The sequence below is a fragment of the Antarctobacter albus genome (assembly GCF_900101505.1).
Lineage (GTDB): Bacteria > Pseudomonadota > Alphaproteobacteria > Rhodobacterales > Rhodobacteraceae > Antarctobacter > Antarctobacter albus.
In genome coordinates this window covers 1-14,545 of the sequence record NZ_FMZI01000009.1, presented here as the reverse complement: position 1 = coordinate 14,545, position 14,545 = coordinate 1, and the positions used below count along the sequence as shown (strand labels likewise).

Here is a 14,545-nt window from a genome sequence, read left to right as displayed (position 1 = left end):
TGCCCCGGCGAGGTGAACATCTCCTTAAACTACGGGCGTCAGCCCCGCCTTGGGTCAGGTTTCCCTGACCTTCCGAATCCTTGTTTTGCCCCCCGGCGCGTGCCACGATGAACCGCATTGTTCTGAAAGGAGCTTTTTGATGCGTCGCTTTGCTCTGGGCCTCGCCGCGGCCCTCTTTGGCTTGTCCTCTGCTCACGCGCAGGAGGCGATGCCGGACCGGCGGTACGTGGTCACCCGGGACATCGACTATGTGGGCAAGGACCTGCAAGAGCTCTTCGACACCACGCTTGATGCCTGCCAGCAGGCCTGCCTGGATGCCGAAGGATGCATCGCGTTCACTTTCAACAGCCGGACGAACGCCTGTTTCCCAAAGACAGAGGTAACGGACCGCGCCGCCTACGAAGGGGCGGTGTCGGGGCGTGTCGTCGTCACCCCGCCCGAGGTTCTGGCCCGGGCCGAGACCCGGCGCGAAGACCTGGGTTTCCTGCGCGACGGTGACATCGACCGCGCCCGTGCCGAGGCGATGGATCTTGCCGTGCGCCACGGCGGCGGGCAATGGACCGTCCAGGCGTTGCTGGATGCGGCGACCCGGGCGCGTGACGAGGGCAACCTGCGCGATGCGATCCACTGGACCGGTGCGGCGCTGGCGCAGAACGATGATCCGGCGCTCTGGCTGCAGTATGGCCAGTGGTCGACCGACTACCTGCGCGAGGTGCAGGGCGCGGACAAGCGCAAGTATGGCCGCCGCGCCTTCCTGGCCTCGATCAATGCCTATCTGCGCACCGGCGACGATGCGCAGCGGATCACTGCGCTGTACGATCTGGCCCGCGCGCTGGAGGCCGACAAGCGCGGCCGCCTGATGATCCCCGCGTTGCGCCTGGCCGAAAGCATCGGCCCCCGCGCCGATGTCTCCGCGCTGCTGGACGATGCCATCGGCAAATACGGCTTTCGCATCGACGATCACGTCGTCGAGGCCGACAGCGCCACGCCGCGTATCTGCGCCAGCTTCAACGAGCCGCTGGTGCGCGTGGGGCAGGACTATGCGCCCTATGTCAAGCTGCCCGATCCGCGTCTTGCCGTGGTGCAGGATGACGAACGCATCTGCGTGACCGGTGTCGAGCATGGCAGCCGCTATACAATCACCTTCCGCTCTGGCCTGCCTGCCAAGTCGGGCGAGGAACTGATCCGCGACGTGCCGATCACTGCCTATGTCAGCGACCGCACTCCGACCCTTGGCTTTCCGGGCCGGGCCTACGTTCTGCCGCGCACGGCGGATGCGGGCATTCCGATCGACACTGTCAACCTCGACGAGGTCGATCTGACCCTGCGCCGCGTGTCCGACCGCAACCTGGTGCGCGCGATCCAGGAAAACTACTTTGGCCGCCCGCTGGGCCGCTATGACGAAAACTACTTTGCCCGCGACGTGGCCGAGGAGATCTGGACCGGCACCGGCGTGGTGGAAAACCGCCTGAATGCCGATATGATGACCCGCCTGCCGATGGGTGAGGTGCTGGGCGACCTGCCGGCCGGGATCTATGCGCTGACCGCCGCCGTGCCGAACCCGAAACGCGGTGAAGGACGCCGCGCGACGCAGTGGTTCATCCTCTCCGACATCGGTCTGACGACCCTGCAGGGCACCGACGGCCTGACCGTCTTTGCCCGCGACCTTGGCGACGCCTCGCCGATGGCCGGGCTCGAGGTCTCGTTGCTGGCCGAGGCCAACCGCGTGCTGGAGACCGTGACAACCGATGCCGATGGCGTGGCGCGTTTCGCGCCGGGCCTGTTGCGCGGCAAGGGCGGTACGGCGCCCGCGCTGGTCATGGCCAAGAGGGGCGAGGAAGACCTTGCCTTCCTGTCGCTGACCGATCCGGCCTTTGACCTGTCCGACCGTGGCGTCGCGGGCCGCGCACCCGCCGGGCCGCTGGATGCCTTCGTCGCCACCGATCGCGGCGTCTATCGCGCGGGGGACGAGGTCAACGTGACCGCCCTGTTGCGGAATGCGCAGGCCGATGCGGTCAACGATGTGCCGCTGACCGCCGTTCTGACCCGGCCTGATGGCGTCGAATACTCCCGCCATATCTCGGACGGGGGGGATGCGGGCGGCCATGTCTTTACACTGCCGCTGGGCCCGACGGTGCCGCGCGGCACTTGGCGGCTGGCCGTCTACGCCGACCCAAAGGGCGAGGCGCTGAGTTCGGACACTCTGCTGGTCGAGGATTTTGTACCCGAGCGCATTGATTTCGACCTGTCGCTGCCAGAGGGGCCGATCAACCCGCTGTCGCCGCCGCTGCTGGAGGTGGACGCACGGTATCTCTTTGGGGCCCCGGGCGCCGACCTGGACATCGAGGGCGAGTTGCGCCTGTCCACCGGCACTCGGCTGGATACCTTCCCCGGCTATCGCTTTGGTCGTCACGACGACAACGCGCTGACCCGGATCGAAAGCTTTGCCGCCGATCTGACCACGGATGCCACAGGCGCCGCACAGCTGACCCTGCCGATGCCCGACATCGACCCCAAGGGCCGCCCAATGACGGCCACCGCCACCCTGCGCCTGTCCGAGGCCTCGGGGCGTCCGGTGGAACGTCTGATCTCGCGGTCCGTGGCCCCGCCGACCCCGATGATCGGGATCAAGCCCGCCGCCGAGGAATTCGCCGAAGGTGCCGAGGCGCGGTTCGAGGTGATCGCCGTGGGGCCGGACCTGCAACCGCAGGAGATGGAGGTCAGCTGGCAGGTCAACCGCGTGCGCACGCGCTACCAATGGTATCAGAACTACGGCAACTGGTACTGGGAGCCGATGACAACCCGCGAGACCGTGGCCAAGGGCACCGGCACGCTGGGCGCCGACCCGCTGAAGATCGCGGCGGAGGTGGATTGGGGCCAGTACGAGGTCGTCGTGGAACGCGCCGACGGTGCCTACCTGGCCGCCTCGATGGGTTTTTCGGCAGGATGGTACGCGCCTGCCGATGCCGCCGACGCCCCTGACATGCTGGAACTGTCGCTGGACAAGCCCGCCTATCAGCCGGGCGACAGCGCAACCCTGCGCATGGTCCCGCGCTACGCGGGCAAGGCGGTTGTCACCGTGCTGGCCGACCGCGTGATCTCCATGCAGGCGGTGGACGTGGCCGAGGGGGAAAACACCCTGACCCTGCCCGTGACCGAGGATTGGGGCGCTGGTGTCTATGTCACAGCGCAGGTGATCCGCCCGATGGACGTGACGGCGGGCCAGAATCCGGCCCGAGCCCTCGGCCTGACCCATGCCAGCGTCGATCCCGGCGATGCGAAACTGAAAGTCGGATTCGACGCGCCTGCCGAGAGCGCCCCGCGTGGGCCGCTGACCGTGAAGGTGCGGATCGACAACGTGACACCGGGTGAGCAGGCCTATGTCACCGTTGCTGCCGTCGACCTGGGGATCCTGAACCTGACGGGCTTCGACACGCCGGACCCGGCGGGTCATTACTTTGGCCAGCGCCGACTCGGGGTTGAAATCCGCGACATCTATGGCCGCCTGATCGACGGCATGAACGGCGCGATGGGCGCCGTGCGGTCCGGTGGTGACGGCGCCGCGGGCATGCGCCTGCAAAGTCCGCCGCCGACAGAGGCGACCGTCGCATTCTTCTCCGGCCAGTTGCCGGTGGGCGAGGATGGCACGGTCGAGGTCAGCTTTGACATTCCCGATTTCAACGGCACTGTCCGGCTGATGGCGGTGGCCTGGTCGCCCAAGGGGGTCGGCTCTGCCGAGGCGGGCGTGCTGGTGCGCGACCCGGTGGTGATCTCGGCCTCGCTGCCGCGCTTCCTGTCGCCGGGCGACGAAAGCCGCCTGCTGCTGGAACTGACCCATGCCAAGGGCGAGACCGGCGAGATGCCCCTGACCGTCACCGGTGATGGCGTGACGCTGGACACCGGCGCCTTGCCTGCGAACGTGACGCTGGGCGAGGGCGAAAAGACCGCGCTGGACATCCCGCTGACCGCGGGTGCCGTGGGCGATCACAAGATCCAGATCGCCGTGATCACGCCAGATGGCCAGCGCCTGACCAAGGACCTGACGCTGGGCGTGCGCTCGAACGATCCGGATGTGGGCACCACCCGCCGCATCCAGTTGGCCGCAGGTCAGACCTTTACGCTGGACGATCAGGTCTTTGCCAACCTTCGCCCCGCCGGAGCCTCGGCGATGGTTTCTGCCGGGCCGCTGGCGCGCTTTGACGTGCCGGGCATGCTGGCCTCGCTGGACCGTTACCCCTATGGCTGCACCGAGCAGGTGACGTCGAAGGCACTGCCGCTGCTCTACATGTCCGCGATTGCCGAGCCCCTGGGCCTGGGCGACACGGACCGCATCGACCTGCGCATCGAGCAATCCATCGCCCAGGTGCTGACCCGACAGGCATCCAACGGGGCTTTCGGGCTCTGGGGTGCGTGGTCGGGTGATTTCTGGCTGGACGCCTATGTGACGGACTTCCTCAGCCGCGCCAAGGCGGCGGGTTACGAGGTGCCGGACACGGCTTGGCAGAACGCGCTCGACAACCTCAAGAACCGGATCGCCTATGCGCCGGACTTCGACAAGGGCGGGCAGGACATCGCCTATGCCCTGATGGTCCTGGCGCGAGAGGGTGAGGCCGCGATGGGCGACCTGCGCTACTACGCCGACGAAAAGGCGGCGGATTTCGCAACGCCGCTGGCGCAGGCGCAACTGGGCGCCGCGCTGGCCAGTTATGGAGACCAGCCGCGCGCAGATGCGATGTTCGGCCGGGCCGCGGCCCGTCTGCTGGCCACGCCGGTGTCGACGAAACAAGGCTATCGTTCCGACTATGGCAGTTCCCTGCGCGACGCGGCGGGCCTGCTGGCCCTTGCGGTCGAGGCGCGGTCTGACCGGTTCGACCGCAACGACGTGGTGCGGCGGATTTCCTCTGTCGACCGTCCGCTGTCGACGCAGGAAAAAGCCTGGGCGCTCTTGGCGGCACACGCGATGGTGCAAGATCCGACCGTCTCTGGGCTTGCCCTGAATGGAGAGCCGCTGTCCGGTCCCTTCGTGCGCCGGATCGAGGCCGAGGGGTTGGAGCCTGTGAGCCTGACCAACACCTCGGACAAGCCGACCGACATCACCCTGACGACCCTTGGCAAGCCATTGGGCGCGACCGAGGCGACGGGGTATGGCTATGCGCTGACCCGCGAGTATTTCACGCTGGAGGGCGAGCCGGTTTCGGATATCCGCGCGGGCGACCGCATGGTCGCCGTGCTGACCATCAAGCCTGCGGAAAAGACGGGCGCGCGCCTGATCCTGGACGATGCGCTGCCCGCGGGGTTCGAGATCGACAACCCCAGCCTGCTGCGCTCGGGCGATATCCGGGCGCTCGACTGGCTGGAACTGGCCAGCGCCGAACACACCGAGTTCCGTGCCGAGCGTTTCCTGGCCGCCATCAACCAGGAGTCGGACAAGCCGCTGAAGCTGGCCTATATCCTGCGGGCGGTCTCGCCCGGCACGTTCCACCACCCGGCGGCGCTGGTCGAGGACATGTACCGGCCCGAATACCGGGCGGTCACCGCTTCCGGCAGCGTGACGATCCTGCCATGAGCGGCGAGACGGTAGCGACGATCCATTGGCGGGCGCTGGACCGCGACGGGGAAGACAAGTGCCGCCTGGCGCGGCTTGACCAGGGCTGGATGCTGGTCGGTCACGCCCGGTTCCGCGATGCCACCGGCTGGGCCGCGCTGGACTACGTGATCCGCGTCGGCGCGGACTGGTGCACGACCAGTGCCGACATCACCGGCGACTACGGCGGTGATGCGGTCGCGCTGCGTTTTGCGCGGGGTGAGGATGGCTGGACCGTGAACGAGGCTCTGCGCCCCGATCTGGCAGGGGCCGAGGACGTGGACCTGGCCTTTACCCCCGCGACCAACCTGATGCCCTTGAACCGCGTGCCAGAAGTCGGGCGGCTGGAGACGACATCGGCCTGGCTGCGCTTTCCCGGCCCGCAGGTGACACCGCTGACACAGGCCTACACCCGCGAACGCGGCGGGCTGGTGCGTTACGAGGCGCAGGAAACCGAGTTCGAAACCCATCTGTCGGTCGACACCCACGGCTTTGTCACCCGTTACCCGGGCCTCTGGGAGGCGGATGTGTGAAACGGCTTGTCGTACTCGTCGTGCTGCTGTGGTCGGCGGCCTTCGCGCGCGACCGGTTCGACGATTTCATCGACGCCACGGAGATTCCGGTGCTGGTTCACGCGACCTCGCCTGAGGTTCGGGACCGTAACGGGCATCTTCTGCGCGCCTACACGATCGAAAACGGGCTCTGGCGCATGGAGGTCTCTCCGGACCAGGTCGACCCGCTGTTCTTCGAGATGCTGGTCGCCTACGAGGACAAGCGGTTCTACAGCCATCCCGGTGTCGATCTGCGCGCCACGATTCGGGCTGCCGGGCAGGCGATCCGGCATGGAGAAATCGTATCGGGCGCCTCGACCCTGACGATGCAGGTGGCGCGGTTGCTGGAGGACGGCACCACGGGGCAATGGCGCGGCAAGCTACGGCAGATGCGGCTGGCGCTGGCGCTGGAACGGCGCCTGGACAAGCAAGAGATCCTGGCGCTCTACCTGCGGCTTGCGCCCTATGGCGGCAACGTCGAGGGGCTGCGCGCCGCCTCGCTGATCTGGCTGGGCAAAGAGCCGTCGCGGCTGACACCGGCCGAGGCGGCGCTGCTGGTCTCGCTGCCACAGGCCCCCGAGAGCCGCCGCCCCGACCGCCACCCCGAGGCGGCGCGGAATGCCCGCAACCGCGTGTTGCAGCGCATGGCCGGCGCCGGGGTGATCCCGATGGAGGCGGCGGAATCCGACAGTCTGGACCCGGCCCCCCTGGGCCGTCAGCCGATGCCGCAACTGGCCCCGCACATGGCGGACCGGGCGGTGGCGATGGGACCGGGCCGCCACGACCTGACGCTGGACCGGGATTTGCAGGCCGGGTTGGAGAAGCTGGCCCGGAGGTACATGTCGGGCCGGGGTGAAAAGCTGTCGGTTGCCCTGGTGCTTGCGGATCACCAGAGCGGTGAAATCCTCGCCTCGGTCGGGTCCAAGGATTACACCGACATGGCAGCGCAGGGCTTTGTCGACATGACCACCGCACAGAGGTCGCCTGGCTCGACGCTGAAACCGCTGGTTTACGGGCTTGCCTTCGATCGCGGGCTGGCCCATCCCGAGACGCTGATCCTGGACACGCCGGTCCAGTTCGGAACCTATGCGCCGCAGAATTTCGACGGCGAATACCGGGGAGAGCTGCCGGTACGCCGGGCGCTGCAACTGTCGCTGAACATCCCCGTCGTCCGCCTGACAGAGGCGCTGGGCCCGGCGCACCTGATGGCGGCGCTGGAACGGGCGATGGTCGATCCGGGTGTGCAGGGCGGTGCGCCGGGGCTGGCGCTTGCCTTGGGCGGCGTTGGCCTGACGCTCGAGGAGATGGTGCAGCTATATGCGGCGCTGGCACGAGGCGGCGAGGCGATCCCGTTGCGGTGGCGGGCCGGAGTGGACCCGGACAAGGCACCGTCGCAGCGCGTTCTCAGCCGCACCAGCGCCTGGCAGGTTGGCAACATCCTCGCCGACCTGCTGCCGCCCCCCTCGGCGGGGCCGCCGGGGCGCGTGGCTTACAAGACAGGCACATCCTACGGGCATCGCGATGCCTGGGCACTGGGTTGGACCGGGCAACACGTGGCGGGGGTCTGGATCGGGCGGCCCGACGGCACGCCTGTGCCTGGCGCTTTTGGCGGCGACCTGGCGGCGCCGCTATTGTTCGAGGCACTGGGCCGCGTCGAAAGCCGGTTCGAACCCTTGCCCCCGCCGCCGCCTGAGACGCTGCTGGTCAGCCGCGCGCAATTGCCCGAAACGCTGCAGCGTTTCGGGCCGCGCGACACGGTGGCCGAGCTGAAACTGACCTTCCCGCCCGAGGGCGCGCGGCTGGCGGCGACCGGGCTGGGCGTACCGATCAAGCTACGAGGCGGTGTGGCGCCCTACACGCTGCTGGCGGATGGCGCCGTGCTGGCGACCGGTCTGCAAAGGCCCGAGTTCTTTGCTCCGCTCGCGGTGCCGGGATTTACGACCCTGTCGGTGATCGACGCCAAGGGGGCCGCGGGGCGGGTGTCGATCGAGTTGCGGTAGGGGCGGTTTCGCCGCGCGATGCGCGGCGACCGGCGCGGGCTGCGCCCGCGTATCGGGGGCTCTGCCCCCCCGCCTGCGGCGTCCCCCGGAGGTATTTTTCTGCCCAAAGAAATAGGGGTCTGTGCAGGATGTGCCAGTCCTGCGCATCGATGTGATTCGGCGAAGCCTTGCCGTCTGATTCGGATCGGCAATTCCCCGCGCACAAAATGGCATTGACGTGCTAGAATCACCCAAAAGGTCCGAGCAGACGGAGCAAAACATGGCACAGGTGCTGTGGCGGCTGGCAATGGCCGCCGTCCTTCCGGTTTTCGCAGGCATGGCCCAGGCGGCGCAGATCACCCTGTCGGAAGGGCAGGACATGGGCTGTCAGTTGCGCATCGACGGCGAGATCGTCAGCGGCGATGCCGAGGCGTTGCGAGCGATCCTGGAAGACATGCCCTGGCCCGATGGCACCAGCCCGGTGGGGCAGCGCATTTGCCTGGACAGCCCCGGCGGCTCGCTGATCGAGGTGGTGCGCATGGCGGATATCGTCAAGGCGCGTTTCATGGGCACCGCCATCGCCGAGGGGGCCACCTGCGAGAGCACCTGCGCCCTGCTGTTCCTGTCCGGGCGCTTTTCGCATCCGGAATCCGATGGTGCGGCCATTCCCGACCGGGTCCTGCATCCGCGCGGGACACTTGGCTTTCATGCCCCGGCGCTGGTGGAGGAAGACCGCAACTATAGCCGGGACGAGGTCAACGCGGCCTATGCCCGGGCCCTGGGCAGCATGGGTGAGGTCTTGCGCGTCACCTCGGACATCCCCGAGTCGCTGTTCCTGACGATCCTGAACACGCCGGCCAGCGACATGAGCTATGTCGAGACGGTGGAACAGGCGGCGCGCTGGCAGATCGAGGTGGCACCGGTGTCCCTGACAGCCTCGGACATCGAATCCTCGTTGCGGTTTGCCTGTCTGAACGGTGACGGCGGCATGCTGGATCAGCGCGCGTCGGACAGTTACCTCTATGGCTCTGCCAACCTGCCTTTCACCTTTGGCAACCTTGGGCCGGACCGGGCACAGGTGACGTCGCGCGGCGGCTTCCGGGCCGAGGACTCGGCCAATTGCGAAATGACCTTGCGGGCCGACGGCGATCCCCTGGACCGGATAGGCTACCTTGTCATGGATGGCGCGGGCGCCAACGAGATCTCGCGCCGCGAGGTCTATCCCTACATGTTCCACGATCCGCGCCTGCCACTGTCCGCGCTGCCGGTGGTGCGCAGCCCGGCCGAAACCGGCGAGCAGATCTTTTTCGCCGCGATCCAGGCGGCTGCGCGCGCGGAACTCTCCGAGGTCGAGATCCGGTCCTGCTGGCTGCTGAACCCTGAGGCGCGGATCGTCAACGTCAACGAATACGTCAACCTGCGCGGCGGACCGGGGTTCGAGGCCGAGGTGCTGCGGCAGGTGCCGCTGGGGGAAAGGGTGCGGGTGATTGCCACCCAGGACCTGCGGACGCCCGAAGGCGGTGACAGGGCGCGCAGCTGCATGAAGGCCTGCAACAACCTGGCGCTGGACAACGGGGACGCGGACCTGCGGGCCGAAGTGGACCGTTGCATCGAGGGCAATGTCTTTTGGTACGAGATCCGCGACGGATCGGGCACCGCCGGTTACGTCAGTCGCAAGTTCCTGGCGGATTGATCGGGTCGCTGGCGGCTGCGCCGCTGTGCATTCCCGGCTTCGTGTGATTCCGGAGCCGTGCTAGCCTTTGGACTGTATTTCGCAGCAGGAGCCCCGATATGACCAGCGCGCTTCGCCTCCTTCTCCTTGCGGTCTTCTGTTTCCATGTCCTGACCGGGACCCGGCCCGCCTCGGCGGCGACCATCACCCGGGGTGGCGATGCGGTCATGGGGTGCAGGTTCTCGATTTCAGGGCAGATCGAGGAGGGGGATGCGGATGCCCTGCGCGCCCTGCTGGACCAGATTGGCTTTACCGCCGATTACTCGCCGGTCGGACGCCGCATCTGCCTGGATTCCCCTGGTGGAGGCTTGCGCGAGGCGCTGGCGATGGCCGACCTGATCGGGGAGCGTGCCTATGGCACCGCCGTACCCGCAGGCGCTGCCTGTGAAAGCGCCTGCGCTGTCATTTTCCTGGCGGGCCGCTACCGCCATCCCGAGGCGGGCGGCGCCCATAGCAACGACAGGCTGCTGCATCCGCGGGGCAGGCTGGGCTTTCATGCGCCCTCTCTGTTGCTGGGGGAGCGCGCCTATACGCGTGACGAGGTCGATACCGCCTATGCCATCGCGCTCGACAGCATGGCGGGGGTGTTGCGGCACCGCGCAGACATGGGCACAGCGATCCCGGATTCCCTGTTCCTGGCGTTGCTGGGGCACGCCACCCTTCGAGATGACATATGTCGAGACGGTCGGTCAGGCCGCGCAATGGGAGATCGCGGTGGCGCCGGTGGCCTTTCCCGCCGGCAACGCGCAACAGGCGCTGAGCAATCTCTGCTGGCACGTCGATTCCGGCCTGATCGACTATCCGCTTCAGTCGGAGCCGAGGCCGCTCGATTTCACCTACGAGGAAATCGAGGACACATCGGTTTACGCCCTCAGCAACCGCAGGTTCCGCTACGAGGGCTCTGCCCGCTGTGAACTGCGCATCTTCGGAGATTACGGACCTGTCCGCTACATGGGCGGGGCCTCTTACACCGGCGGCGCAACCGATCAGGACATCAGCGGGCAGGCGTTTCCCTACATGCTGTACCCGCCGGATACGCCCATCGCGGATCTGCCGGTCTGGACCGAGGGGGATGACGCCCATGTCCGCGCCTTTTTCCGCGCGGTGCAGGATCCCGGATCGGCTGGTGGCGCTGTCGGCGGGTTCAACAACTGCCGTCTGGCCAGCACCTCGGCCCGGGTCATCAACGTCAATGAATTCGTCAACCTGCGCGCCGCACCCGGCCTGCGCGCGCCCATCGTCGGGCAGGTGCGGCTGGCGGACCGGGTGCAGGTGCCCGACACCGGTCGCCTTTTGCCCCTGCGTGACAGTGAACGCGGACAGGAGTGCCTGAATTTCTGCCGTGCGCTGACCGAATACCCGTCATCAGAGGACGTCCGGCGCCGGGCCGAAGGCTGCATTGCCGAGAACATGCTGTGGTACCAGGTCGTCGCGCCAGACGGGAACACGGGGTTCGTCAGTCGGCATTTCCTGGCCGAGTGACTGACGGATAACCTGACTTGCGGTGCCCGGTCTGGCTGGCTTCCCTGAGGCAGAGGCGACATGAGCAGGAGAGACAGGATGCGAAAGATCCTTTGGGCCGGAGTTTTGGGGATGGTGTGTTCGGCCTCGATGGCCAGCGCGCAGGCGCGGGGCACGGCCCAGCCGATCCCGGATGCCACCTGGGCCGCGATGCAGGGTGTCAGCTGGCACGCGAACCTGCCCTGTCCGGCGCGCGAAGACCTGCGCCTGCTGACCGTGCCCTATGTGGATTTCAAGGGTCGCACCCGGCAGGGAGAGCTGATCGTTGCCGCCGATGTGTCCAGGGACATCCTGGACATCTTCGCCGATATTCACGCCGCCGGGTACCCGATCCAGAGCATGCGGCTGGTGCATCACTTTCGCGGAGATGACGGGTTTTCGATGGCGGCCAACAACACAAGCGCCTTCAATTGCCGTGTCGTGGCGGGGACTTCGCGTCTGTCCCAACATGCGCTTGGCCGCGCCATCGACATCAACCCGGTGCAGAATCCCTTTGTCACCGGCGGTCGCACCTCGCCTTCTGCGGGGGTCGACTACGACGATCCGGGAGAACGGGGCGCACGGCCCCGGGGGGTGATCGTTGCCGGGGATCCCGTGGTGACAGCCTTCAGGAAACGCGGCTGGGGCTGGGGCGGCGACTGGACCTCGATGAAGGATTACCAGCACTTCTCTGCCACCGGGAACTGAGAAGACAGCGGAAAACCGCGCCCCGGCGGTTGAGGTCGGGGATACCGTAATTGAATGACCGCGCGCGTCGGCGCCCAATGGATGACAGGTTGGCAGACCAGTCTGCCCCGTTTTTCCGCACCGGGCCGCGCCCGGTTATTTTCAGAGGAAACAGATATGAAACCGAATTTTATTAATCGCCTCGCAGGGGCGGGTCTTGCCGCCCTCGTCACCTTGACCGTCTCCGGCGCAGCCGAGGCCCAGCAGTGGGTTTCTCGGCATGGCATGACCAGCGCGCAATACCAGTCATGGTTCGACACCTACAAGGCGCAGGGCTATCGCCTGGCCGATATCGACGCCTACAGCGTGGGCGGCAAGGGCTATTACGCCGCCATCTGGTCGAAATCCGGCGGTGGCGCCTGGGTTGCGCGTCACGGGCTGCAGGCGCCCGCCTACCAGCAGACCTTCGACAACCTGACCGCCAAGGGTTATGCCCCGGCCTTCATCGATGCGATGAGCCTCGGCTCCGGGCTGTTCGCGGGGTTCTGGCAAAAGTCGGGCGGTGCCTGGGTCGCGCGGCACGGATTGTCAGGCCAGAAATACCAGCAGGAATTCAACAAGTGGGTCGGGCAGGGCTACCGGCTGGTGGATGTCTCGGGTTACTCGGTGAACGGTCAGGCCCGCTATGCCGCGATCTGGAAGAAACAGGGCGGCAGCGCCTGGCAGGCGCGCCACGGCATGAGCAGTGCCAGCTACCAGCAGACCTTTGACGCGATGAAGGCACAGGGCTATCGCCCGGTGCACGTTGACGGCTACACGGTGAACGGCAAGCCTTACTTCGCGGCCATCTGGGACAAGGGCAAGGGCGGCTGGGTCGCCCGGCACAATCTGACCTCGTCGCAATACCAGGCAGAATTCGACAAGTGGGTCGGTCAGGGATACCGCCTTGTGGATGTGTCGGGCTACGAGGCCGGCGGCAAGGCCCGATATGCCGCCATCTGGCATCGCTGAGCAGGCGCCACAACGTCAGGGGCGCGGTGTCAGTCCGCCGCCCCCTTGTCTGCGCCAAAGACCAGGCCCGCATGCCGTTCCAGGTAGATGCGCAGCCAGGGCGTGAACCGATCCGGCGTCTCGCGCACTTCGGCCTCCAGATCGCGGCGCGGGACCCAGCGGATGTCCATGACCTCCTCGGGGTTCGGTGCCAGCGTCATCCCGGGCCCCGCTTCGGCCCGAAAGATCTCGACCACCTCGTGTTCGATCATGCCGCCGCCCACCCCGGCCCGGTATTCCACCTGTCCCATATGATGGGGCACGACGCCCGTGATGCCCAGTTCGTCCTGCAGCCGCCGCATCGCGCAGGCGGCTGCGGTTTCGTCCCAGTCGGGGTGGGTGCAGCAGGTATTCGCCCAAAGCCCGGGTGTGTGGTACTTGCTCAGGGCCCGGCGCTGGATCAGCACTTGGTCCCCGCGGGTGACAAAAACTGACACGGCCTTGTGTTTCAGGCCGCGTTCGTGGGCTTCCAGCTTTTCCACCGGTTGCAGGGTGCCATCCACCCAGGCGGGGATCATGATCGTCATGGCAGTCCGGGGCTTGGCCCCTCGTGATGGGTCAGGATTGATCACTTATAGCGGCAGGGGCGGGGTCTTTGCACGCCGAAACAGCGCGGCCCCTCGTTCACCTCCGGAAAACCGGACTGTGCCATGCTGCCCCGTGCCCCTAGGCTGCATGGGCATTTGCCTGTGCCGGGACAGTCCGGCCGGGCCCCGAAGATTGAGACCGGAGACGACCGATGGATTTCGACGCGCTGTTCGCTGCCCAACTGAACAACCTCAAGGCAGAGGGCAACTACCGCGTCTTCGCCGAGCTGGAGCGGGACTGCGAGACCTTCCCCAAGGCCCGGCGCCGGGCAGAGGGAGGTGCGCAGGACCTCACCGTCTGGTGTTCGAACGACTACCTCGGGATGGGCCTGCATCCTGACGTGCGTGCGCGGATGAAGGAGGTGGTGGACCAGTGCGGCACCGGGGCGGGTGGCACGCGCAACATATCCGGCACCAATGCGCACCACGTCGCGCTGGAGGCGGAACTCGCCGACCTGCACGGCAAGGAGGCGGCGCTGCTCTTCACCTCGGGTTATGTCTCGAACTGGGCCGCGCTTTCGACCCTGGGCAGCCGGCTGGCGGATGCGGTCATCCTCTCGGACGCGGCCAATCACGCCAGCATGATCGAGGGCATCCGCCATTCCCGCGCCCGCAAGGTGATCTGGAAACACAACGACCCTGAGGACCTGGACCGCAAGCTGGCGGCGCTGCCCGCCAACGCGCCCAAGATCGTCGCCTTCGAATCCGTCTACTCGATGGATGGCGACATCTGCCCGATGGCCGAGATCGTCGAGGTGGCGGAACGCCACGGCGCCATGACCTATCTCGACGAGGTGCACGCCGTGGGGCTTTACGGTCCGCGCGGCGGCGGCATCGCCGAGGCCCGCGGCCTGGCCGACCGGATCACCCTGATC

The 14,545-nt window shown here is 67.1% G+C and carries 10 protein-coding genes; 8 read left to right on the top strand and 2 right to left on the bottom strand.

Features of this window, described 5'->3' with window-relative positions:
• Nucleotides 1–139 precede the first annotated feature (139 nt).
• From BLQ71_RS16105 to BLQ71_RS16090, 4 genes are all read left to right on the top strand, one after another.
• On the top strand, nt 140–5,566 hold the full coding sequence (locus BLQ71_RS16105; RefSeq protein WP_074622446.1) for an alpha-2-macroglobulin family protein: 5,427 nt from the start codon (nt 140–142) through the stop codon (nt 5,564–5,566).
• Nucleotides 5,563–6,117 carry a putative glycolipid-binding domain-containing protein gene (locus BLQ71_RS16100; RefSeq protein WP_074622445.1) on the top strand — a complete coding sequence of 185 codons (555 nt, stop codon included), beginning with the start codon at nt 5,563–5,565 and terminating at the stop codon, nt 6,115–6,117. The genes BLQ71_RS16105 and BLQ71_RS16100 overlap by 4 nt, the downstream gene beginning before the upstream one ends.
• Entirely contained in the window at nt 6,114–8,135 is a 2,022-nt protein-coding gene (gene pbpC / locus BLQ71_RS16095) for a penicillin-binding protein 1C (RefSeq protein ID WP_074622444.1), read from the top strand. The genes BLQ71_RS16100 and pbpC overlap by 4 nt, the downstream gene beginning before the upstream one ends.
• A gap of 259 nt (nt 8,136–8,394) precedes the next feature.
• Nucleotides 8,395–9,807, top strand: coding sequence for an SH3 domain-containing protein (locus BLQ71_RS16090; RefSeq protein ID WP_074622443.1), 1,413 nt, complete (start codon nt 8,395–8,397; stop codon nt 9,805–9,807).
• 227 nt (nt 9,808–10,034) lie between these two features.
• On the opposite strand, the gene BLQ71_RS26440 is transcribed toward BLQ71_RS16090, so the two are convergent.
• Nucleotides 10,035–10,343: a hypothetical protein gene (locus BLQ71_RS26440; RefSeq protein WP_074622442.1), complete on the bottom strand. Its 309-nt coding sequence runs from the start codon at nt 10,341–10,343 to the stop codon at nt 10,035–10,037.
• 169 nt (nt 10,344–10,512) lie between these two features.
• On the opposite strand from BLQ71_RS26440, the gene BLQ71_RS16080 reads away from it, so the two are divergent.
• The 3 genes from BLQ71_RS16080 (at nt 10,513) to BLQ71_RS16070 (ending at nt 13,044) form a co-directional block, all read left to right on the top strand.
• Nucleotides 10,513–11,328 (top strand): SH3 domain-containing protein, encoded by an 816-nt coding sequence (locus tag BLQ71_RS16080; RefSeq protein ID WP_074622441.1) that lies wholly within the window; start codon nt 10,513–10,515, stop codon nt 11,326–11,328.
• Nucleotides 11,329–11,406: 78 nt separating this feature from the next.
• A complete protein-coding gene (locus tag BLQ71_RS16075; protein ID WP_229754878.1) occupies nt 11,407–12,054 on the top strand; it encodes a M15 family metallopeptidase in 648 nt (215 codons plus the stop codon).
• Between the two features lie 156 nt (nt 12,055–12,210).
• A complete protein-coding gene (locus BLQ71_RS16070; RefSeq protein WP_052244544.1) occupies nt 12,211–13,044 on the top strand; it encodes a hypothetical protein in 834 nt (277 codons plus the stop codon).
• A 29-nt stretch (nt 13,045–13,073) separates the two neighbouring features.
• On the opposite strand, the gene idi is transcribed toward BLQ71_RS16070, so the two are convergent.
• The gene (gene idi, locus BLQ71_RS16065) at nt 13,074–13,610 is read right to left on the bottom strand and encodes an isopentenyl-diphosphate Delta-isomerase (protein WP_074622439.1); all 537 of its coding nucleotides are present in this window, start codon (nt 13,608–13,610) and stop codon (nt 13,074–13,076) included.
• A gap of 212 nt (nt 13,611–13,822) precedes the next feature.
• Between idi and hemA the strand changes: the two genes are divergently transcribed.
• Nucleotides 13,823–14,545 (top strand): 5-aminolevulinate synthase (hemA, locus tag BLQ71_RS16060; RefSeq protein ID WP_074622438.1); only part of this gene is annotated, 723 nt, incomplete at its 3' end.